The sequence below is a fragment of the Rhodospirillales bacterium RIFCSPLOWO2_02_FULL_58_16 genome (genome assembly GCA_001830425.1).
GTDB lineage: Bacteria > Pseudomonadota > Alphaproteobacteria > Rhodospirillales > 2-02-FULL-58-16 > 2-02-FULL-58-16.
Map to the genome: position 1 here is coordinate 104,055 of MIAA01000016.1, position 21,768 is coordinate 125,822.

A 21,768-nucleotide genomic window follows, 5' to 3' on the forward strand; every position below is an offset into this window, starting at 1 on the left:
CGAAAAGCCTCCGGGGCGGAATGTTTCCGATGTCGCCGAGGTCATCGCCTGTGAAAGCCGCCATCCCGGCCTTAAACTGAAGTACGGCTTTAATCACCGCTATCACGATTCGGTGCGCGACGCCCTGCGGATCGCCCACTCGGGAGAGCTGGGCGAAGCCATCAACCTGCGCGGCGTTTACGGCAAGTCCAAGCTGATCACCTTCGGCCAGTCATCCTGGCGCACGGAACGCGCCCTGGCGGGCGGCGGCGTGCTGCTCGACCAGGGCATTCACATGGTTGACCTGCTGCGTTTGTTCGCCGGAGAATTTGAACAGGTCCACAGCTTCATCGCCAATGATTTCTGGCGTCATGACGTAGAGGACAACGCCTACGCCCTGATGCGCACCAGGGACGGCAAAGTGGCCATGCTGCATTCATCGGCCACCCAATGGCGCCATCAATTCAATCTGGAGATTGCCTTTCAGCGGGGATCGATAACCCTTAGCGGCATTTTGTCGGGATCAAAAAGTTACGGTGACGAAACAATGACCGTGGCCCGGGCCGCCGAAGACGAATCCGGCGAACCCAAAGAGCAGATCACCCGCTATGTCGATGATCCGTCCTGGGCCGATGAGATCGCCGAATTCGCCGACGCCATTCTCAGCGATGCGGCGATTATCCACGGTTCGTCCGAGGATGCGCGAAAGACCATGGAACTGGTTTACAAGATTTACTGCGCCGATCCAAAATGGAAGGCGCAGTGGGGATTAAGGGAAAACTGATGAAAACCATCGGCATCGTTCCCGCCCGCATGGCGGCAAGCCGCTTTCCCGGCAAGCCGCTGCACAACATCTGCGGACGACCGATGCTGGAGCATTGTTTCCTGCGCGCCCGGCTCTACGAAGGGTGGGACGGCCTTTTCATCGCCACCTGCGATGAGGAAATCCGCCAATTCGGCGCCGCCCGCAGTTTCCCGGTGATCATGACCGCTGACACCCATACCAGGGCGCTGGACCGGGTGGCCGAGGCGGCGGAAACCTGCGGCATCAATATTTCCGCAGATGACATAGTGGTCTGCGTTCAAGGCGACGAGCCGCTGCTGGGGCCTGACGTCATCGAGGCGGTGATAAGGCCGCTCAAGGAAGACGACGACATCAATGGAACCATGCTGGCGGTTCCGATTATCGACGAAAAGACGTTCCTCAACCCGGATATCGTCAAGATCGTCCACGACATCAAGGGCGACGTGCTTTACACCTCGCGCAGCCCCATCCCCTATTGCAAAGAATTTTCCGCCGAACCGGGCGCCCTGCGGGTGGGAGGCATTTTCGGATTTCGCCGGAAGTTCCTCAAATGGTTCACCTCCACTCCTGAATCGCCCCTGGAAATCAGTGAATCCTGTGACAGCAACCGCATTTGCGACAACGGCTTCCGGCAACGCATCGCCCCCGTTCCCTACCGCGCTTATGTATCGGTGGACAGCCCGCAAGACATTGCCCTGGTTGAAGCCGTGATCAAGGACGACCCCTTGTGGGGACGGTACTGATGAGCGGTCTTTTAACGGATGATGACGCCCTTGCTTTTTTGGCGTCGCAAGTCGAGGCCCCGGAAAGCAGCCGGTCCGCCTATTGGGAGGAGGAGGCCAAGACCTTCTCCATAGCAGCGGACGGAAGCGTAAAAGGCCCGACCGTGCTGGGCAACATTTCGACCAAGATGAGTCCCCTTCACAACGCGGCGCACCGGATTTTGCAATGGCCTTTCCGGCGCATGGGGCGTCATTACGAAACCTACAGAGAGTGCGAACAATTAGGAAGAATGATCGCCCGCCGCCAAGGCCGTCAATTTACCCATGACCTGATCCGTCAGGTTCTTTCCCTGGCTCTCATCCGCCACCATGTCAATCTTGACAATCCGACAGACTGCAATCTTGTTATCGGCGATGGACTGGGCGTCTTGTCTTCCCTTTTCCTTCTGGCGACCCCTCATCGCCGAACCATTCTCGTTAATATCTCCAAGCCTCTTTTGCTGGACCTGCTTTATGCGAAAAAGGCCGTTCCCGGCTTACGACTGGCCCTTGTCGCCGCGCCGAATGAAATGAAAGAGGCCCTGAGCCTTCCTGAAATCAACCTTATCGCCGTTCAGGCCGATAATGCCTCCGTCATCGCCCATGCCCCTGTCGGCGTTGCGGCAAATGTCGTTTCCATGCAGGAAATGGCCGCGCCGGCGATTGCGGAATACTTCTGCATCCTGCGCGTCAATAACGCCGAAGAAACGACATTTTATTGCTGTAACAAACTCTATAAACGGTTTCATGACGGCGCCGAATCCCGCTTTTATGAATACCCGTGGCGGCCTTCCGACCGCATCTTGCATGATTCCATCTGTCCGTGGAGCCAGTGGCTTTATTCCAAAAGACCGCCGTTCTGGAGCTACCGGCGGGGTAAAAACCGGATCATATGGCATCGTCTGGCGCTTATGGCCAAGGAATCCCCATGAAGACCGGCATCAACGCCCTTGTCCTTGATCTTGACGGAACCCTTATCGACAGCGTTCCCCAGGTCCATATGACCATGAATCAAGGCCTGAAACAAATCGGCCGCCGCGCTCTTTCGCTAAACGAAACGAAAAACCTTATCGGGGAAGGCGCCACCGCAACAATCGAAAAGGCGTTAAAACTTACCGGAAGGGCCGGAACTTCGGAGCAGGTGGCGGAATTTCTTCAAAAATATCTTTCCGACTACGCAACGAACCCCGCGTCTCACACCGTTATCTATCCGGGAGTGATAGAAACCCTTGAAACTCTGGACGCCTGCGGCGTGTTGATGGGCTTATGCACCAACAAGCCGCAAGCCGCCACCCTGCCCGTGCTGAAAGCGCTTGATCTGGAACGCTTTTTTTGCGCGGTGACTTGCGGCGACAGCGTGCCTTACCGCAAGCCCGACGGCCGGCATGTGACATTAACCCTGGAAAGAATGGGGGCGTCCCTACGATCCGCCGCCATGGTCGGCGACAGCGAGACCGATATCGCCGCCGCCCATGATGCTGAAATCATCTCCATTGCCGTCAGCTACGGCTATTGCCATGCGCCTGTGGCCGAATTGTGCGCCGATGCCGTCATTGACACCTTTTCCGACCTGATCCCGACCCTGCAACGAATCACCAAAAAGGTTAAAACCGCATGAGCCGCGTTGCCGTCACCTCCCGCTCATTTTCAAGCAATTCAACGCTTTGCGCCGAACTGCGCAAGCGTTACGTTAACGTAACATTCAACGACGCCGGCCTGAAGCTCGACGGCGAACGATTGATTGCCTTTCTTAAGGGACATGACAAAGCCATTACGGGCCTGGAAACACTCGATGATGCCGTCTTTTCTTCACTGCCCGAATTAACAACGATCTCCAAGTATGGCGTCGGCCTCGATATGATTGACTTGCCGGCCATGGCGCGGCGCGGGATAAGGCTTGGCTGGACCGGCGGCGTCAACAAACGTTCCGTATCCGAACTTGTTATCGCCTTCGCCATCGCCCTGCTTCGCAACATCCCCTTGCTGCATAATGAGGTTGCGGGCGGAGGCTGGCGCGCCCTGACCGGAAAACAACTAACCGACCGAACGGTCGGTATTATCGGCTGCGGCCATATCGGCAAGGATTTAGCCTGCCTGTTGCGGGCTTTCGGCTGCCGGGTGCTGGCTCACGACATCCTCGATTTTGCCGAATTTTACGCCGAACACGGCATCGAGGCGACCTCATTGGAAAAGCTCCTGAAAACGGCCGATGTAGTCACCCTGCACCTGCCGCTGGACAACTCTACCGAAAATATCCTGAGCGCCGAGCGGTTATCGATGTTGAAGCCGGAGGCGATTCTGATCAACACGGCGCGGGGCGGCCTGGTTGACGAAGCGGCGCTGAAAACCATGCTCAAGGAGAACCGTTTGGCCGGCGCCGCCTTTGATGTATTCGCCGTCGAGCCGCCGGAAGACGCGGAACTGCTCGCCCTTGCCAATTTTCTGGCCACGCCCCATATCGGCGGCAGCTCCGAAGAAGCGATTCTCAGCATGGGCCGCGCCGCCATTAACGGACTGGACGATAATTGCGTACCCGAAATTAATCCGGTTTCTCGGCGCTGATGAACCAGGCGAACCCGATAAAGCGGCCCAGCCATAATTCAAGAGGCGACTGGATGGGCCATGGCTCGCCGTAAACAAGGACGCCCCCCGGATGCTTTCCATAGCGGCTGATCTGGTAGCGGCGATAAATCCGGCCCAGCTTGGGAATCAGATAAAAGTAGAACTCTCCCTTACGCAAGGTAAGCCCCTGAAAACGACCGAACAATTTCCTGACGCCGCCCGCCGTGTAGCATCGAGTAATGGGGTTCTTTACGGTTTGCCGGTTCTTTCCGCCCCACTCCGTTGCTTTGCCGAGCCAGTCGGCGTCCCTGAACGCCTTGCCGCAAAGCAGGCCTTGGCAAAACAGCATGTTGATCCAGTAATGCCAGGAACTCTTGCAATAAAGCAGAATTACCGCTTTTCCTCCGGGCTTGAGCACGCGAAACACTTCGTTGACGGCAAGCGACGTATCATCGGTGTGATGAAGAACGCCGTTGGAATAGACGATATCAAAATGGTTGTCGGCGAAAGGCAGGTTTTCGGCATCGGATTGCACGGCGTAACAGCCCTTGGCCCCGTCCCCCAGCAAGCGGAACTTGGCGGCGGTCGAGCAGGCGCGCTTCCAGGTGATATCGGCGGCGATGACCTCTGCGCCGTGACGAGCGAACAGCGCCGAATGGCCGCCGGCGCCCGGCCCGACCTCAAGGACTCGCTTGCCGGCCAGCCGCTCCAGCGGCATTTCCACTACGGCCATGTGATTTCGCAAGCGGAACATGTCTTCCGTGTCGTCAATGGCCTTAAGCAGGGCGTCGTGCGTCAAATCCCTGTCCATGTCCTCATAAAGAGACTCATAAAGGGAATGCCAAAAGGCCTGAATATGTTGCTTGGTCATAAAATATGCGCCGCGAAGAACAAGGAATATGGTCTACTTATAGCAAATCGCCATGTTTGACAGTTTAATCCGCAAAGCCCGTCAGTTAATAACCGATCCCGTATTGCGGCGCTGGCTTATCGCCAGGGCGCTCGGCGCGTCGCCCAAAGCGCCGGACTTCACGGCGCATCATCCGCCTTACCTTAAGAATATGCCCCCCCTTGCAAAGGAGGCCGCCGCGCCGCCCGTCGCTTTCCGGGAACTTGCCTGCCCGCCCCCGTCTTCCTCGATCAGTATCCGACTGCCGGGACAATCCATAGAGCTGACGCCGGGCGGCGAGGAAACCCTGTTCAACAGGCCCCTGAATGACACGGAAGCCCTTTTGGCCGTGCATCGGTTCGCCTGGCTGCCGCTGCTTGGAGACGATGTCGACCCCGCCTGGGTTCAGGCAATCTGGAGTGCTTGGCGCAAGCAATACGGAACGCCCGCCGCCGGTTGGCCCTGGCATCCGTACACGGCGGCCGAGCGGGCCGTCAATATCCTCGATTTCGGCCGTCGGCGCGGACTGCCGAAGCCCTTGGAAGATACGCTGGCGGTGTTAGCGGCCCACGGCCCGGCCATCGCCGCCCGCCTGGAATACTTCGGCGATCACCATACCTCCAATCACCTGTCCAACAACGGGCGCGGACTTTATCTTCTCGGCCTCGCCCTCGGGCTGGAGGCTTGCGCCGAGAGAGGAGCGTTGATCATGCTGGAGGAGGCGCCGCGCATCTTTCATGCGTCAGGCATCCTCTGCGAGGGTTCCAGTCATTATCATCTGCTGGCGACGAGAAACTACGCCGACGCATGGCTGGCGGCCCGTTTCCACAAGAGAGCGGAGGAAGGGCCTTTCCGAAAAATTACCGGCAAGGCGCTGTCGGCAGTTCCTCACCTCGTTCTGCCGGGGGGATTTCCCCTGATCGGCGACATCTCGCCTGATTGTCCGCCTGATTTCCTGTCGGGGCTGATCGCCGGAGAAGGCGGCTGGGTTTCCCTGCTGGACGAAGATTCAAGAGACGCCCTGATAAACCTGCGGGAGTCCTGCCTCGGCGCCTTCAGCGAAGACCTCCGGGCCGCCGGCTGGCTGAAGGCCGGCTTCGGCCCATGGAGCGGACTGTGGCACGCCGCCCCCGGCGGCTGGTCGCAAATGCCCGGACACGGCCATCAGGATTGCGGCGGATTCGAACTGCATTACCTGAACGAGCCGCTTTTCGTCGATCCGGGCCGGGGAGCTTACGGCGACAGCGGCGAAGCCGCCCTCTACCGTTCCGCCCGCGCCCACAATACCTTGCTGGTGGATGATAAAGACCCCTATCCTCCCAACAAGCCCTTCTACGACAGCCGTTTCAGGCGACTCGTCGGCGGACCGCCCCCCGAACTGCACCGCGACGCAAACAGCGTAACCCTAAATCATCACGGATTCACCCGGCTTGGAGGCGTCGGCGCCCTCACCCGAAACTGGCGATTCTCCGACTCCGCCATGATCATTGACGACCGGGTTGACGGCGTAACGGCGCGTAAAATCACCCGTCTTTTCCATACCCCCCTCGCCGCCGCAAAGGACAAAAGCAGCGTTATCCTCACCGGCGACAACCGCCGGTTCAGATTGTCCGCCGGGGAAGCCGACCCGGTTCTGCGACCGGCGACTCAATGGTCGGCCTACGGCAAGGGGCGATTGATCGCCGTTATCGAAATCAACGACGAAGCCGGACTGCCCTGGTCTTCCACCCTCACCGTGGAGGCTTTGTAGAATGTGCGGCATCGCCGGACTTTTTCTGCCCCGCCGAGCGCCCATAGCCGAGGCCGCCATCGACGCCATGCTTGCCGTCATGAGACACCGGGGGCCGAACGGAACGGGGCGTTTCACCGGCGCTGACTGGCGATTTCAGTCCGGCTTCACGCGCCTCGCCATCATCGATCTGGCGACCGGCGACCAACCTATTGTCGAAAACGGCGGGGAGCGCGTCCTTCTCGGCAACGGCGAAATCTACAACTACATCGAATTGCGCCGGGAAGAAGCGAATTATCCTTACCAAACCAACGGCGACATGGAAACCGTGCTGCCTCTGGCCACTCGTTACGGCGTCGATTTCGTTCACCGCCTCAACGGCATTTACGCCTTGGCCCTTTATGATCGCAAGGACCACCGCTTGCTGCTGGTCCGCGACCGCCTGGGCGTCAAGCCGCTCTACTGGACGCGCCTTGCCGGAGGCGGCATTCTTTTCGCGTCGGAAATAAAGGCCCTGTTCGCCTCCGGCCTGATAAAGCCAGAGGTGAACGAGGCCGCCGTTTCTTCCTATCTGGCTCACGGCTACGTTCCCGCCCCCCAAACCTTGTTCCTGGGCGTCAACAAGCTCAGTCCCGGACATATGATGACGGCGGCGGCGGACGGCTCTATCAAAACAGAACGCTATTGGCGGGCGACGGCGGCGAATAATATGCCGACATCGCAACCCGAAGCCGGCGAGCATCTGCTCGGCCTGCTCCGCGACAGCATTCGTCTCCAGTTAAGAAGCGACGTTCCCCTGGGAGCGCTGCTGTCGGGCGGCATCGACTCCGGGCTTATGGTGGCCCTGGCCGCCGAACAATCCGCCGCCCCCCTCAACACCTACACGGTCAGCTTTGAAGGATCATGCGTTGACGAAGCGCCGCTGGCCGAAAGCATCGCCCGGCGCTACGCCACCAATCACACCCGGTTCCGATTACCGGCGGGCGCGGCGGCCGACTATCTGCCCAAGCTTGTCTGGCATTGCGAAGAACCGTTGAATGACGCGGCTCTTCTGCCCAACTATCTGATCGAGAAGTTTCTCAGCCGGCATGTAACGGTGGCCCTCAACGGCACCGGCGGCGATGAGTTGTTCGCCGGCTATGGCCGCTATTTCCGCCTGCCCGTCGAAGCCCGCTATCTGCGGCTGCCCGAATGGTTAAGACAGGGCGTTATCGAGCCTGTCGCCAGCCTCGTCTCGCCGATGACCGCCTGGAAACTTCAACGGGCGGCTTTGTTCAACGACAATCGCGGCGACTATCTCCACCAGCACGGCGCCCACTTTCCCCGCCCCATGCGCCGCCTTATCGGCAATAAAATGACGGCGCCGACCCCGGCGCAGAATGAATTTTTCGCCGAATTCCAAGGCCCCCCCCAATCAGCGGCGCTTTATGCGGAGCTTAACACCTATCTGCCGGAAGATTTGCTGACCCTGCTGGACAAGACATCAATGGCGGTAAGCGTCGAGGGCCGGGTGCCGTTCCTGGATCACCGGCTGGTGGAGGCGGCGCTGGCGGTTCCGCCCGAATTACGCACCCCCGGAGGGCGACAAAAAGGCCTGGAGCGCGCCATCGCCGCGCCCTTCCTGCCGGAAGAAGTCCTTAACGCCCCCAAGCAGGGTTTCGCCTCGCCGGTTCCCGCCTGGCTGAAAGCCGGTCTGGCCTCATCGGCGCGAAGGATATTGACCCGGCGCGAGACCCTTGATCGGGGATGGTGGACGGCGCAAGGCATAGAACGGCTGCTGGCGAAGCCGGACCTTCACGGTTTCAGGGTCTATTCCCTGCTGATGCTGGAATTGTCGATACGAATTCATATAGAGGGGCCTTTCCTCGCCGAGCCTCCCGAAGATGGTCTGGAGGCCCTGGCCGATGCCGCCTGAAGTCAGCGTGATCATCCCCGCCTATCGGGCCGCAAAGACCATCGCCAGGGCGCTGGTGAGCGTCGCCGCCCAGACTCTCAAGCCCTATGAAGCAATCGTCGTCGATGACGGCTCGGATGACGGAACCTGTGAGGCGGCGCTGGCCCTGGAACCCCGGATGAACGGCGTCCGGCTGAAAGTGTTTCGTCAATCCAATCGGGGGGCGGGAGCGGCCCGCAACCGGGCCGTGGCCGAAGCCTCCCGGCCCATACTCGCCTTCCTTGACGCCGATGACGAATGGCTGCCTGAAAAACTCGCCCGCAGTCTGGCCCACATAGAGGACGGCCATTACCTGCTGGTCGCTCACAACGGTTTGATCGTCGAAAACGGCAAGGAATCGCTGATCGACGGCGCCCGCCGCTTCCGGGAGGGAGGAGCGCCTTTTGTCTCCCTTTACCGCAAGGGCTATCTCGATACCTGTACGGTCGTCACCCGGCGCGACGCCGTTATCGCCGCCGGAGGCTTCGATCCCACCTTAAAAAACGGGCAAGATTTTGAAATGTGGCTGGCCCTGCTGAAACAGCCGGGCACCCGCTTTCTGGTGTTTGACGAACCCCTGTCGCGCTACCACGTCACCCCCGGCGGCATCATGAGCAATACCGAACGCCGCCTCGCCTGTTGCCTGAAAATCGCCGGGCGCTATGCCCCGGACCTGAAAAAACATCCCGGCTCGGCGATTTACAGCCTGTGGTTTCGCATTTTCGCCGTGCATTACGAAGCCGTTCAGGTTTATGTGAAACAACGAAAATTCACGGCGCTGTTGGTTTTATTACTGAAATTACCTTTTTTACTGTTCTCTATGACGGTGGCCTTTGTTTTTGTTCCGCCGCCGCAACGTCCTCGCTTTCTGGAAAAATGATGAATCGGGAAAAACTGACCGCCGTCTTGCTTTGGCTTTGGCTGGGGATCGCCTTCGGCGCCTATCTTTTTCAGTACAGGGACATGGCCGGTCCGCTTCTCAAACTTTTAGGGCTGATCTGATGGCCTTCGGCGTCATTACGCTTGAGATATTGTGTTGCCTGGGGCTGGGCGCCGTTGTCTTGAAGCTGCTTAGAATCGGTGATGAGTTTACGCCCGGCGAACATGCCGCCTTCGCCTTCGTCGCCGGCTTCGGCATGTTGGGCTGGCTGATCTTTCCGCTGGGTCTTTTGGGGTTACTGGACAAAGGTTGGTTGTTCGGTCTGCTGATCGCCGGCTCATCGGGCATTATTTTATTAAAGCAAAAAGGATTGCCCCGACCGACCGGCCGTCTCGACGGCGTCGGCCGGGGATTGTCGGCGCTGATTCTGACGGCATTGCTTTTTGACCTGGCTGAAGGCCTTTCCCCGCCGGGAGATGCCGACTCCCTGGCCTATCATTTTACGGCGGTCAAACATTTCCTCGAAGCGGGACGGATTGTCTTTATTCTTCGTCCCGGCGACGGGGCCATTCCCTACCTGACCCAAATGACTTATCTGCCCGCCCTGGCCCTCGGCGGCGAACAAGCCCTGACTTTATGGACCATGGTTTCCGGCTGGGCGGCGACGGCGTTGCTGTTTGTTCTTTGCCGCCATCACCTCAACCGCAACTGGTCGCTGGCTGTAACACTGATTTTTTTAACAACGCCGGCGATGATTTACGGCGCCGGAACCGGCCAGATTGAAGCCCGATTAGCCATGTTCGTCATGGTTGCCGCCTGGGCGGCGGCCCGCGCCCTGGAAAGCGGACGCCTGAATTACGCCATGCTCGCCGGTCTCGCCGTCGGCTTCTATGGAGGATCGAAATATCTCGGTCTGCTGTTCGCCGTCGCTTGCGGCCTGACCCTTCTCGCGCAACGACGTTGGTTGATTCATGGCCTTGTTTTCAGCGCCGTCGCCTTGACCGCCGGCTTCCAATGGTACGCCTGGAACGGATTAAATACCGGCGACCCCTTCTTTCCGATGTTTTTCCAATGGCTGGGACGGGACGATCTGCTTCTTTGGTCAAAGGAGCAGAATCTTTTCTACCGGCAGGTCTTTATGAATTATGACCGTCCGTTGCCGCGAACGCTTTTTTGGTTTTTTCTTTTTCCCTTTCAGGCAACTCTTGATTCCCCTTCCATAATTGAAGCCAAATTCGTCGGCCTCGGACCATTCGCGCTTCTTGTTTTACCCTTCGCCGCGTTGGGAATTTGGAAATTCCGTAGCCGCGTCCTCGGCAGCCGCTTACTGATTTACGGAATCATCGCCTTTCTTTTTTATGCCCTGTGGTTCTTCAGCGGCCCTTCGCAACGGGTTCGCCACCTGCTGCCGGTCCTGCCCTTGTTGTTGATCTGTCTAACCGTCGCCGCCGAGCGGTTTTCCTCGCAAGGTCGTTTTCGATGGCCGCTTGCCGCCGCCGTTTCAGCGACCGTTTTATTTCAAATGTCCACAGAAGTCGTTTTCTCGATCAAGTACCTGCGCTACGTTATGAGCAACGAGAGTCGTGAATCCTTTCTGTTCCGAAATGTCAAAAACTATGCGCCCGTCCCTTGGATAAACGCCCATCTTTCCAGATCAGACAAGTTGTTTATCGGCGAACGGCAACTGTTTTATTTTCTTGAAATGCCTTATCTGTTCAGTTCTCCCCACACCCAATCCGCCGTCAACACGCGGGAAGAACAACAAGACCCCGCCATCCTGTTCCGGCAATTGAAGGCCGCCGGGATCACCCATGTGCTCGTCGGCCGAAGCAATGATGGAGAAAAAAAACTTTCCCCCCGATCCCTTGATCTGTTGAGTCACACAAATTGTCTTGAACTGTTGAACAGGTTTGAGACCCAAGGCATCGGTTCCAGAACATTTTCCGAAACCATGTCTTCCAAGGCCGCCTTTGACCTTCTTAAACTTAACGCGGATTGCCTCCCGTGACTAAAAAGTCTAGTAATCAGTTCATTGCCGTCGAAGAGAGCATCCCATGTCCGTCAAATCCCTGAGCATCGTGATCCCTTGTTACAATGAAGCGCCGACCCTGGAATCCCTGGTCAAGCGGGTTCTTCGCGCTGATTGCTGCGGGATGGAGCCGAACCTGATCATCGTTGATGACGCCTCCAAAGACGGCTCCCGCGAAAAAGCCGAAGCCCTGGCCGCCGAAGATTCCCGCATTCAAGTGATTTGCCACGAGAAAAATCAGGGAAAGGGCGCGGCGATGCGCACCGGGTTCGCTGCGGCTCGCGGCGATGTGGTCCTCGTCCAGGACGCCGATCTGGAATATGATCCGGGCGAATATCCGAAGCTGCTGCGGCCGATACTCGATGGAAAAGCGGATGTGGTATACGGGTCGCGCTTTCGCGGCGGAGAATGTGTTCGCGTCCTCTATTTCTGGCACACCGCCGGCAATAAATTTCTGACCTTTTTATCAAACATGTTCACCGATCTCAGCTTTACCGACGTGGAAACCTGTCACAAGGTCTTTCGCCGCGAAGTCCTGGAAAAAATATCAATCGAGGAGAACCGGTTCGGTTTTGATCCGGAAATCACGGCGAAAATAAGCCGGCTCAAACCGGCGCCCCGGATTTTCGAGGTAGGCATCGGCTATACGGGCCGCACCTATCAGGAAGGTAAAAAAATCGGCTGGAAAGACGGTTTTCGGGCGATTTTCTGCATACTTCGCTATAATATCTTCCGCTGACAGATCCCGAGTATGGCGAACGTCCTGTTGATCAATCCGTCCTATGAGCCGTCCTATGGCGGGACCAAGGTCGGCATCATTAATCCCATCCACCCTACCCTCGGCCTGGCCACCATCGCCGCCGTCGCCAAGCTGCAAGGACACCATGTCGGGATTCTGGATCTTTCCTGGCGACCCTACGATTACCGGCTGATCCGCGCCAAAATCCTGGAATCAAAAGCGGATATCGTCGGCATTACCGCCACCACTCCCTTGATGAACCAGCTTCGCGACATCAGCGTGCTGGCAAAGGATATTTCCAAAGACATTAAAGTCGTCGGCGGCGGTCCCCATATTTCCGCTCTTCCCATGGAAACAATGAAAGAATCGATGCTGGACGCCGTTTTCGTCGGCGAGGCCGATTACTCTTTCGCCGACTACTGCGACGCCTCGAACCCCGCCGACGTTAAGGGAATTTACTATCGATCCGGGGATGAAATCATAAGCACCGGACTGCGGCCGTTGATCCAGGATCTGGACGATCTGCCCATGCCGGCGTGGGACCTTTATGATACCAACGACTATCACCGCATTTCCCGCATCCTGGTCAAGCGCCGGCCGGTAACAATCGCCGAATTTTCACGCGGCTGCGTTTTCACATGCGACTTCTGCGCCAGCAAAAACACGACGGGACTGGGATATCGGAAAAAGTCTCCCGAACGTTGCGCCGAAGAAGTCAAACGCATGAGGGACCTGGGCTTCAGGGAATTCTGGCTGGCCGACGATATTTTCACCTCGGACCAGGACTGGGCGACGGCGGTAAGCGAAGCCATCATCAAGGCCGATACCGACATGATCTGGACCTGTCACAACGGCATTCGCGTCGAAAGCGCTGACGATCATATGTTCAAGGTAATGAACAAGGCGGGATGTTACCGGGTCAACTTCGGTTTTGAAAGCGGCAACGACGGCATTCTAAAATCATTCGGCAAGGGGGGGCGGGCCTCGATCGAACAAGGCCAGATCGCCGTCAACAAGGCGCGCAAGGCGGGCATGGACACCTGCGGATCAATGCTTTTAGGGCTTTCCCATGACACCGAGGAAACGATGATGGACACCATCGAATATGCCCGCAGCCTTCCTCTGGATATGATGAAGTTCGGAGTAACCATCGCCTTTCCGGGAACCGCCATGTTCCAGAATTACGCCGATAAGGGATTGGTCAAGACCTTCAATTGGGACAGTTATTTCTTCTACACCGACGAATCGCTGTTCGCCCATCAATACCTGACTTACGACACGATCCGCAAATACATGGATATCGCCTACAAGCGGGCCATTTTCTATAACCCCGCCTTCGCCCTCAGGCGTCTGATCCGGGGCTTCAGAACCGGAGAATTCTTCTGGGACGTTTACTACGCCATGAAGTTTTTCATGATGCCGGCGTCGCGCTCGACGCTGATGTCTCAATATTACGCCAAGGACCGCTGGCCGCAGTATGATTTTATAAATAACCCGCCCCGAAAAGCCGCCTACCAGAAGGCCAGGAAAGGACCGTCGGAAAATGACCATTAAGCCGCCCACCGAAGAAGAAAAGGCCGCTTGGCCTAAAACCGTCATCGTGCCTATGGAAAAGCCGTTTGCCGACGCACGGGGCGAAATTCAGCCTCTGGTCGATCTGCCCATGGAGAGCGCGGTGCTCATCAGCTCGAAGAAAGGCACGGTGCGGGCCAACCACTACCACAAGACCGATTGGCATTTTTGCTACGTTATTACAGGGATGATTGAATATCACCATCGTCCGCACGGCGGCGGCGGGAAACCGGATAAGGTTATCATCAGGCAAGGACAACAGTTTTTCACCCCGCCCCAGGTTGATCACACCATGGTCTTTTTGGAGGACACGGTGTTCCTGACGCTGGGCCGCAATTCCCGCCGACAGGAAGTTTACGAGGCCGACATCGAACGCATCGAATTGGTAAGCCCGGCAGCGACATAATCACTTGAGCGATCTTTGTCATCGGCGTGAAACTTGCCGTCTGTGCGGTTCCGGCAACCTTGTCCCCGCCTTCAAGCTGACGCCGACGCCCCCCGCCAACGCCTTCGTCACGGCGGACAAGCTGAACGAGAAACAGGAATGTTTCCCGCTGGATGTGTTTTTCTGTAACGATTGCGCCCATGTGCAATTGCTTGACGTGGTCGATCCCAAGGCATTGTTTGAGAACTATGTCTACGTTTCGGGAACCTCGCCGGTCTTTGTCGCTCATTTTTGTGATTATGCCGCCGATCTTCTGAAGCGGTTTGCGCCCTCGCCGAAAAGCCTGGCGGTGGATATCGGCTCCAATGACGGAACCCTTCTGAAATTCTTCAAGGAAGCGGGAATGCGGGTGCTGGGCATCGACCCGGCCACGGACATCGCACGACGCGCCGCCGAAGACGGGATCGAGACGATAGCCGGATTTTTCACCCCGGATCAGGCTTTGCGCATCCGTGAAAAACATGGGCGGGCGGCGATAATTACCGCCAACAATGTGTTCGCCCATATCGACGACCTGACGGGCGTCGCCGCCGGCGTCCGGGAACTCCTCGACGATAACGGCGTTTTTTCATTTGAGGTTTCCTATCTGGCGGATGTCGTCGACAACACCCTGTTTGATATGACCTATCACGAACATCTAGCCTATCATTCGGTAAAACCGCTCAGGCGTTTTTTCACGGCCAACGGCATGGAGATGATTGAAGCCCTGCGCACCGACAGCCACGGCGGATCGCTTCGCGGCATCGCCCGACTTAAAAACGGCGGACATCCGGCGGGAGCGTCGGTCGGCGAAATGATCGCCCTGGAAGAAGAAAAGAAACTGGATCGCGTCGAAACGCTTGTTGATTTCGGCGACAAAATAGAAGAAAAAAAGAGAGAATTGGGTTCCCTGCTGCGCCGCTTGAAAAGCGACGGAAAAACCATCGCCGGATTCGGAGCGCCCGCCAAAGCCACCACGTTGATGTATCACTTCGGCCTGGGTCCGGATATTATAGACTTCATCGTCGATGACAGTCCTTTGAAACAAGGCCTTTTTTCGCCGGGATTTCACATTCCGGTTCTTCCTTCGGCGGCTATTTATGAACGTAAGCCCGATTATCTGTTGATACTTGCCTGGAACTTCGCCGAACCGATAATAAGCAAACACCAATCATTCTCCCGCGAAGGGGGGCGTTTTATCATTCCTCTTCCCGCAATCAGGATCATTTAAAAATGACCGATTTTATCATTCCATCCGATGTCGCCGAAATCGCCGGGAGTCTGGGAGATTCCGCCGAGGCCTTTACCGGCAAAACCGTCCTGCTGACCGGAGGTCGCGGTTTCCTCGGCCGCTACTTCATGGAAGTCTTTGCCCACCTGAACGACAACGTCCTGAAAAAACCCTGCCGTTTGATCGTTCTCGACAATTTGATTACCGCCGGCAAGGAAGGTTCCATCATCCCGGATATGCAAAACGTCAAGTTCATCAATCATGATGTGGCGAAGCCGTTGGAAATAAAGGATAAAATAGACTACGTCATTCATGCCGCCGGCATAGCGAGTCCGTTCTACTATCGCGCCTTCCCGCTGGAAACCCTCGAAACAGCGGTGGCCGGCGCCAAGAACATGCTGGAGTTGGCCGTTCATAATCAGGCCCGCTTTACATTCTTCAGCTCCAGCGAAATTTATGGCGATCCGGACCCGAAGCATGTCCCTACATCCGAAAGCTACCGGGGCAATGTATCGTGCCAGGGGCCGCGAGCCTGCTACGATGAAAGCAAACGTCTGGGCGAAACCTTGTGCCATATTTTCCATGAAATGCACGGCGTCTGCACCAACACCATCCGTCCGTTCAACGTATTCGGGCCGGGCATGCAGGAAACGGATTATCGCGCCATGCCCAACTTCGCCAGCCGCATCAAGGCGGACAAACCACTGAGCATCTACGGCTCCGGCGATCAAACCCGCACCTTCTGCTACATCACGGACGCCATGAACGGTTTTTTGCGGGTGATAGTTCACGGCGTGCCGGGAGAGGCTTACAATATCGGCAATCCCAAGCCCGAAGTGTCCATGATCGATTTGGCCGGGCGCGTGGAAAAAGTCATCGGTCGCAAGATTAAATACAATATCATCGAATATCCGGACAGTTATCCTGCCGATGAACCCCAACGCCGTTGCCCCGATATTCGCAAGGCAACGCTACAAGTCAGGTATGAACCCAAAATAGCCCTGGATGAGGGATTGCGCCGTTTCTTCGCCTGGACTGACGCAACCTATAGCGGAGAGGCGTGAAAATCGTTCGGCTCGGGTTAATCGGCGCCGGCCCCTGGGGCCGCAATTATATTCGCACCATCAGAAAGATGAAGGGGATTCGTCTAGCCGGATTGGCCAGCAGAAACCCTGAAAGCAGAACCCTGGTCGATAGGGACTGCATAATTTCCGAGGACTGGCGCGAAGTGATCGACGCCGATGACCTGGACGGCGTCATCATCGCTACGCCGCCGAACACCCATGCGGAAATAGCAAAAGCGGCGATATCGGCGGGAAGGCCGGTTCTGATTGAAAAGCCGTTGACCGTCGACCTTAGAGAGGCCGAAGAACTTCTGGCTTTATGCGAGGCCGTCGGCGGCCTGGTCATGGTCGATCACATCCATCTTTTCAGCGCCGCGTGGGAAGCCTTGAAACAAGAAGCATTAGGCCTCGGACCGATACGCGCCATTGTTTCTCTGGCCGGCAAGCAAGGCCCGTTCCGCGAGAAAACGTCCGTCTTGTGGGATTGGGGGCCTCATGACATCGCCATGTGCTGCGACCTCCTCGGCCGGCCCCCGGAAGCGATCACGGCAACCAGAACGGAAACCCGTCAACTCAAAGAAGGCGTCGGCGAAACACTGAAACTTGACGCTGATTTCGGACAGGGACTTTCCGCCGGGATTGTCATCAGCAACCTGCTTGTTACGAACCGGCGCTATTTTTGCGTATATTTTGATGATTGCGCCTTGGTCTATGATGATACGTCCGCCGACAAGTTGACGCGCCATTCCCTGCCGGAAGGGGCCAAAGGAACCCTGGGGCCGAAAGAACCGCTGACGGTAAAGAATGAAGCGCTGTTGAACAGGGTCATCAATAAATTCAGAACCGCCATCGTAACCGGGTCGCGCGATATATCCGGCTTGCGGCTCGGCGTCACCGTTGTCGATGTCTTGACCAGGGCGCAACAATCATGTGTGGAATAGCCGGCGGCACGCATATTGAAGCCGAGACCCTTGGCGTCATGCGTGAAAGACTTAGCCATCGCGGTCCTGACGGCAACGGCGTGTGGCGGGACGACGGCGTCGGCTTCGCCCATACCCGGCTGGCCGTTATCGACACCGGTCCCGGCGGCGCCCAACCGATGGTTTCCGATTGCGGTCGATTCGTCCTGACCTATAACGGTGAGATCTACAATTACCGCGAACTGCGCGTCGAACTGGAGGCCGAAGGAGACCGCTTCCGCTCGACGAGCGATACCGAGGTATTGCTTAATCTGTTGCGTCGTTACGGCCCGGACGGAATCAGCCGCCTGACCGGCATGTTTTCTTTCGCCTTCTGGGATTGCAAAACCAAAGAGCTTTTGCTGTGCCGTGACCGTTTAGGCGTCAAGCCGTTGGTTTATGCTCATCTGAATGACGGTCAATTGGCTTTTGCCTCCGAGATCAACGCCCTTAAGAGTCATCCCGGCATTGATCTTGCCGTAGACAACTCGGCGTTATCTGAATTTCTGGCCTGTCTTTATGTTCCGGCGCCCCGCACCATATACTGCGGGATCAAAAAACTGCCTCCCGGTCATTTGTTGCGATGGCAAAACGGCAAAATTACGCTGGAGCCGTACTGGCGCCCTTCGATTAACGGAAGCCGCCTGCTTGCCGTGGACGATGCGATTGATGAACTGCTGCCGTTAGTGAAAAAAGCCGTTGTGTCGCACATGGTGTCCGATGTGCCTGTCGGGTGTTTCCTTTCCGGAGGCATCGACAGTTCGGTAATCGCCGCCCTCATGGCCGAAGAGGCGCGCCGGCAAGGGGCGGCGCCCATTCACACCTTTACCATGACCTTCGATGAAGCGGCCTACGACGAGCGAACGGCGGCGCGCCGTGTTGCCTCGCATATAGGAAGCCGTCACGCCGAGCTTCCGGCAAGCTCCCGATTAGTGAATCTGCTGAGTGATTGCGTCGCCGGCTTCGGCGAGCCTTTCGGCAACCCGACGGCGCTGCTGATTCATGACTTGTCGCGCAAAGCGCGGGAACATGTCACCGTCGCCCTGGTCGGGGATGGCGGCGACGAAACATTCGCCGGCTATCCCCGCTACGAAGGAGGGCTGCTTGCCCAAAAGTACCGACGCCTTCCGAAATGGCTTAGACGCGGCATTATCGAACCGGCGTCATGCCTTATCCCCGAAAGCGCCGACGGTCGTCATTTCCTGCGCCGGGCGCGGGAGTTTTTAACCGGCGCCAACCATCCCGACGGCGAAATGTACGCCTCATGGGTTGAGTATTTCAGCCGTGAAGAACGCCGCCTGCTCCTCGGAGCGGACGAAGCGCCGCCAAGCCCGATCAACGATCTGTTCCTGCAGGCGCCGTCTTCCCATCCCCTGGACGCCATGCAGCAAACCGACCTGCTGTCATTTCTTCCCGGCAATCTTCTTGCTTACGGCGACGCCATGAGCATGAGACACGCGCTGGAACTGCGACTGCCGTTGATCGATCATCATTTGGTGGAGCATATCGGAATGTTGTCCCCATCCCTTCGCGTAAACGGCGGAATGAAAGGCCTGCTGAAGGCCGTCGCCCGCCGCCTTTTGCCCAATGAAATCGTTGACGCTCCGAAAAGAGGGTTCAATCCTCCCATGGGAGTTTGGCTCAAGACCGACCTGAAGGAAATGGTAAAAGAGCGGATCACCCCGGCCAACATGGCGGCGCTGGGTCTTGAATGGGGGCCGGTGGAGACTCTTCTTTCCGAGCATCGGCGGGGAAACCGCGACCATTCCTTGAAAGTTTGGGCTTTGCTTGTGCTTGATGTATGGCGAAGCGCACAATAATACCGATGGCCGTAAAAAATGACTCTGAAAAATCCTCCCCCTTGCTTCAAGGGGGAGTTAGAGGGGGTCGTTGCAGCAACCTCCCCTGGCCCCTCCTTGGTAAGGAGGGGAAATGGCATTTCAGGATTTGGAATTGATATGAAGATACCCCGGATTCATACAGGTCACGTTCTCGGCGCATCGTCATTGCTGATGATCCCCTTTGCTCTCTTCATGTCGAAAGCCGTGGCGGCGCTGTTTGTCGCAACCGCAATTTCCGGGTTGACGTTATTTTTCATCAAGGAACGCTCATGGCCTGATTTGCCGAAATCTTCCCTGGTGTTTTTTGCCGTAGTTGTTATTTGGGGGATCATAAGCTCGATCTGGTCCATCGCTCCGGAAAATAGCCTGCATTTGTCTCTACCGCTTGCCGGAACATTTCTGGGCGGACTGGTTTTGATTTCCCTGGCAACCCGGCTGCGTGATGATGAGCGGCGCTTTTTTGAAGGCGCGTTGATCATCGGCGCCTGTGTCGGCTACGCCGTGTTAGCCATAGAAATTTTCACCCCCCTGGCATTGACGCACGCCTTCTGGAAGATCACAAAGGGACGCGAGGTTCTTATCGATTACACTCAAGCCAATTACTATAAAAGCGGCATGACCGTGGCGGCGCTGATGCTGTGGCCGGCCATGGGGGCGCTGTGGAAAAAAGGCGCCGGAACCGGCGCGGCCCTTCTTTTCGCCTCGGCCTTGTTCATTAACTTTCAAAGCGGCAGCGGATCATCAACGCTTGCCGGCATTGTCGCTTTTTCCGCATTCCTGATATCCATCGCCTTTCAAAAGCGGGCCGCCGGAATTTTCTTGACCCTGGTTATCGTCAGCGTGTTCGCCATGCCGTTGTTTTCTCTCCTTCTGCCGAGCGCGAAAGACTTCGAAGTAAAGGAATATAATTTACCCGAATCCTTATATCCTCGAATTTTCATCTGGAAATTTGCCGCCGATTATATTCAGGAAACGCCGATATTAGGCAAAGGCCTTAATTCGTCACGCGCCCTTTCTTCCGAAAAGGACAAAAAAACATACCCTGTATTAAACCATGGGTCCCGAACTCTCGAACCGATTCCGCTTCATCCGCACAGCGTCGTTCTTCAGATATGGCTGGAATTCGGCGCAGTCGGCGCAATTATGCTGGTAGTATTGCTGCGGGCGCTTATCCGCCGCCTGAGTAAATGCGACGACCTTGTTCTTCGCGCCTTCGGTTACGGCGCCTTCTTTTCCACCCTTTCTATCACATATGTAAGTTACGGCATCTGGAGCAGTTGGTGGCAGGGGTCTCTTTGGCTGACGGCCGCCTTTGCCACGGCGTTAGTCACCGAAAAAAATATGGAGAATCCGGGCTGATGGACCGGCTTTTTCCCATCCTTCTTTTTATCGGCGTCTTCGCCGCCGCCTTGCTCGCCACTCATATCATCCTGCGTATCCTTCGCAGGCGATCCGTCTTCGACCGCCCCAATGAGCGCAGCAGTCATACGGCGCCCACCCCTCGCGGCGGAGGCTGGGCTTTGGTCATCGTCCTGGTTCCCGTCTGGAGTTATATCGGTTTAACCGGAACCGACAATACAACCGAAATATCGGCTTTAAGCGGGTGCGCCCTGGCGCTTGCCTTAATGTCCTGGCATGACGACCTGAACGGCATGTCTCCCGTTTGGCGGCTGTTAGGCCAGGCCGCCGCCGTTGCGTTGGTTCTAAGCGTCGCCCCGGATCACGGTCTTTATTTCGCCGGACTTCTGCCCCGGGCGCTTGATTCCTTCGCCGCCGGACTGCTGTGGGTCTGGTTTATCAATCTTTTTAACTTCATGGACGGAATTGACGGCATCTCCGGAATTGAAGCCGCCTGCATCGGCGCCGGCGTCGCCCTTGTCGGTTTCTTCGCCGATCTCCATGAACCGCTCCCCTCCTACGGCCTTACCATGGCTGCCGCCGCCCTTGGGTTTCTTTGGTGGAACTGGCGTCCGGCCAAGGTCTTCCTTGGAGACGTCGGCAGCGTCACCCTGGGGTTTTTGCTGGGCTGGTTATTATTGGCGCTGTCCGCCCAAGGTCAATGGGCGGCGGCCTTGATCCTTCCCCTTTATTATCTGGCCGACGCCACCGTAACCCTTATGCGCCGCGCCCTTCGCGGCGAAAAAGTCTGGCAGGCTCATCGCGAACATTTCTATCAGCGCGCCGTTCAGAAGGGATTGAAGCATTCCGACGTAGCCCTCATTGTTCTTGTCGCCGACCTCGCCTTGATTGTGTCGGCGGTCACGGCGGCCATGGGGTGGATATGGCCGTCGCTGTCAGGCGCGTGTATTGTCGTGGCGATGCTGTTTTATTTTTTCGGATCCGCCCGCTTCATGATTTATCAAAAGTAACG

Annotated in this window: 19 protein-coding genes; 18 read left to right on the forward strand and 1 reads right to left on the reverse strand. The window is 57.1% G+C overall.

The window, feature by feature from the left end:
* The 5 genes from A3H92_02350 to A3H92_02370 form a co-directional block, all read left to right on the forward strand.
* The coding region (locus A3H92_02350) for an oxidoreductase (protein ID OHC75536.1) at positions 1 to 763 on the forward strand (763 nt) is incomplete at its 5' end.
* A complete protein-coding gene (locus A3H92_02355; GenBank protein ID OHC75537.1) occupies positions 763 to 1,527 on the forward strand; it encodes a 3-deoxy-manno-octulosonate cytidylyltransferase in 765 nt (254 codons plus the stop codon). The genes A3H92_02350 and A3H92_02355, both read left to right, overlap by 1 nt.
* 701 nt (positions 1,528 to 2,228) lie before the next feature.
* Positions 2,229 to 2,477, forward strand: coding sequence for a hypothetical protein (locus A3H92_02360; protein ID OHC75744.1), 249 nt, complete (start codon positions 2,229 to 2,231; stop codon positions 2,475 to 2,477).
* Entirely contained in the window at positions 2,474 to 3,163 is a 690-nt protein-coding gene (locus tag A3H92_02365) for a phosphoglycolate phosphatase (protein OHC75538.1), read from the forward strand. Before A3H92_02360 ends, A3H92_02365 begins: the two co-directional genes overlap by 4 nt.
* Positions 3,160 to 4,107, forward strand: coding sequence for a phosphoglycerate dehydrogenase (locus tag A3H92_02370; GenBank protein ID OHC75539.1), 948 nt, complete (start codon positions 3,160 to 3,162; stop codon positions 4,105 to 4,107). The genes A3H92_02365 and A3H92_02370 overlap by 4 nt, the downstream gene beginning before the upstream one ends.
* On the opposite strand, the gene A3H92_02375 is transcribed toward A3H92_02370, so the two are convergent.
* Positions 4,085 to 4,978, reverse strand: a complete 894-nt coding sequence (locus A3H92_02375; GenBank protein OHC75540.1) for a hypothetical protein — start codon at positions 4,976 to 4,978, stop codon at positions 4,085 to 4,087. The two genes, A3H92_02370 and A3H92_02375, sit on opposite strands and share 23 nt — an antisense overlap.
* A 52-nt stretch (positions 4,979 to 5,030) precedes the next feature.
* Between A3H92_02375 and A3H92_02380 the strand changes: the two genes are divergently transcribed.
* The 13 genes from A3H92_02380 (at position 5,031) to A3H92_02440 (ending at position 21,766) form a co-directional block, all read left to right on the forward strand.
* The gene (locus tag A3H92_02380; GenBank protein ID OHC75541.1) at positions 5,031 to 6,746 is read left to right on the forward strand and encodes a hypothetical protein; all 1,716 of its coding nucleotides are present in this window, start codon (positions 5,031 to 5,033) and stop codon (positions 6,744 to 6,746) included.
* 1 nt (position 6,747) lies between these two features.
* Entirely contained in the window at positions 6,748 to 8,640 is a 1,893-nt protein-coding gene (locus A3H92_02385) for an asparagine synthase (glutamine-hydrolyzing) (protein OHC75542.1), read from the forward strand.
* Positions 8,630 to 9,538: a hypothetical protein gene (locus A3H92_02390; GenBank protein ID OHC75543.1), complete on the forward strand. Its 909-nt coding sequence runs from the start codon at positions 8,630 to 8,632 to the stop codon at positions 9,536 to 9,538. The genes A3H92_02385 and A3H92_02390 overlap by 11 nt, the downstream gene beginning before the upstream one ends.
* Before the next feature lie 121 nt (positions 9,539 to 9,659).
* Complete coding sequence (locus A3H92_02395) at positions 9,660 to 11,546, forward strand: hypothetical protein (protein ID OHC75544.1); 1,887 nt, start codon at positions 9,660 to 9,662, stop codon at positions 11,544 to 11,546.
* 46 nt (positions 11,547 to 11,592) lie between these two features.
* Positions 11,593 to 12,306: a glycosyl transferase gene (locus tag A3H92_02400; GenBank protein ID OHC75545.1), complete on the forward strand. Its 714-nt coding sequence runs from the start codon at positions 11,593 to 11,595 to the stop codon at positions 12,304 to 12,306.
* A gap of 12 nt (positions 12,307 to 12,318) precedes the next feature.
* On the forward strand, positions 12,319 to 13,860 hold the full coding sequence (locus tag A3H92_02405) for a radical SAM protein (GenBank protein ID OHC75546.1): 1,542 nt from the start codon (positions 12,319 to 12,321) through the stop codon (positions 13,858 to 13,860).
* Complete coding sequence (locus A3H92_02410) at positions 13,850 to 14,284, forward strand: hypothetical protein (GenBank protein ID OHC75547.1); 435 nt, start codon at positions 13,850 to 13,852, stop codon at positions 14,282 to 14,284. The genes A3H92_02405 and A3H92_02410 overlap by 11 nt, the downstream gene beginning before the upstream one ends.
* Before the next feature lie 4 nt (positions 14,285 to 14,288).
* Complete coding sequence (locus A3H92_02415) at positions 14,289 to 15,533, forward strand: SAM-dependent methyltransferase (protein OHC75548.1); 1,245 nt, start codon at positions 14,289 to 14,291, stop codon at positions 15,531 to 15,533.
* A gap of 2 nt (positions 15,534 to 15,535) precedes the next feature.
* Positions 15,536 to 16,597, forward strand: a complete 1,062-nt coding sequence (locus tag A3H92_02420; protein ID OHC75549.1) for a nucleoside-diphosphate sugar epimerase — start codon at positions 15,536 to 15,538, stop codon at positions 16,595 to 16,597.
* Positions 16,594 to 17,538 carry a hypothetical protein gene (locus A3H92_02425; protein OHC75550.1) on the forward strand — a complete coding sequence of 315 codons (945 nt, stop codon included), beginning with the start codon at positions 16,594 to 16,596 and terminating at the stop codon, positions 17,536 to 17,538. The genes A3H92_02420 and A3H92_02425 overlap by 4 nt, the downstream gene beginning before the upstream one ends.
* A complete protein-coding gene (locus A3H92_02430; protein ID OHC75551.1) occupies positions 17,526 to 19,376 on the forward strand; it encodes an asparagine synthase (glutamine-hydrolyzing) in 1,851 nt (616 codons plus the stop codon). The genes A3H92_02425 and A3H92_02430 overlap by 13 nt, the downstream gene beginning before the upstream one ends.
* Positions 19,377 to 19,568: 192 nt before the next feature.
* Positions 19,569 to 20,756 (forward strand): hypothetical protein, encoded by a 1,188-nt coding sequence (locus A3H92_02435; GenBank protein ID OHC75552.1) that lies wholly within the window; start codon positions 19,569 to 19,571, stop codon positions 20,754 to 20,756.
* Positions 20,756 to 21,766: a hypothetical protein gene (locus A3H92_02440; GenBank protein ID OHC75553.1), complete on the forward strand. Its 1,011-nt coding sequence runs from the start codon at positions 20,756 to 20,758 to the stop codon at positions 21,764 to 21,766. Before A3H92_02435 ends, A3H92_02440 begins: the two co-directional genes overlap by 1 nt.
* Positions 21,767 to 21,768: the final 2 nt, after the last annotated feature.

Bases quoted from the DNA above. Each gene is read 5' to 3' on its own strand.
- A3H92_02400 (OHC75545.1), top strand. From the start codon at position 11,593: ATGTCCGTCAAATCCCTGAGCATCGTGATCCCTTGTTACAATGAAGCG.
- A3H92_02420 (OHC75549.1), top strand. From the start codon at position 15,536: ATGACCGATTTTATCATTCCATCCGATGTCGCCGAAATCGCCGGGAGT.
- A3H92_02380 (OHC75541.1), top strand. From the start codon at position 5,031: ATGTTTGACAGTTTAATCCGCAAAGCCCGTCAGTTAATAACCGATCCC.
- A3H92_02390 (OHC75543.1), top strand. From the start codon at position 8,630: ATGCCGCCTGAAGTCAGCGTGATCATCCCCGCCTATCGGGCCGCAAAG.
- A3H92_02375 (OHC75540.1), bottom strand. From the start codon at position 4,978: ATGACCAAGCAACATATTCAGGCCTTTTGGCATTCCCTTTATGAGTCT.
- A3H92_02430 (OHC75551.1), top strand. From the start codon at position 17,526: ATGTGTGGAATAGCCGGCGGCACGCATATTGAAGCCGAGACCCTTGGC.
- A3H92_02405 (OHC75546.1), top strand. From the start codon at position 12,319: ATGGCGAACGTCCTGTTGATCAATCCGTCCTATGAGCCGTCCTATGGC.
- A3H92_02370 (OHC75539.1), top strand. From the start codon at position 3,160: ATGAGCCGCGTTGCCGTCACCTCCCGCTCATTTTCAAGCAATTCAACG.
- A3H92_02435 (OHC75552.1), top strand. From the start codon at position 19,569: ATGATCCCCTTTGCTCTCTTCATGTCGAAAGCCGTGGCGGCGCTGTTT.
- A3H92_02440 (OHC75553.1), top strand. From the start codon at position 20,756: ATGGACCGGCTTTTTCCCATCCTTCTTTTTATCGGCGTCTTCGCCGCC.
- A3H92_02410 (OHC75547.1), top strand. From the start codon at position 13,850: ATGACCATTAAGCCGCCCACCGAAGAAGAAAAGGCCGCTTGGCCTAAA.
- A3H92_02365 (OHC75538.1), top strand. From the start codon at position 2,474: ATGAAGACCGGCATCAACGCCCTTGTCCTTGATCTTGACGGAACCCTT.
- A3H92_02385 (OHC75542.1), top strand. From the start codon at position 6,748: ATGTGCGGCATCGCCGGACTTTTTCTGCCCCGCCGAGCGCCCATAGCC.
- A3H92_02355 (OHC75537.1), top strand. From the start codon at position 763: ATGAAAACCATCGGCATCGTTCCCGCCCGCATGGCGGCAAGCCGCTTT.
- A3H92_02395 (OHC75544.1), top strand. From the start codon at position 9,660: ATGGCCTTCGGCGTCATTACGCTTGAGATATTGTGTTGCCTGGGGCTG.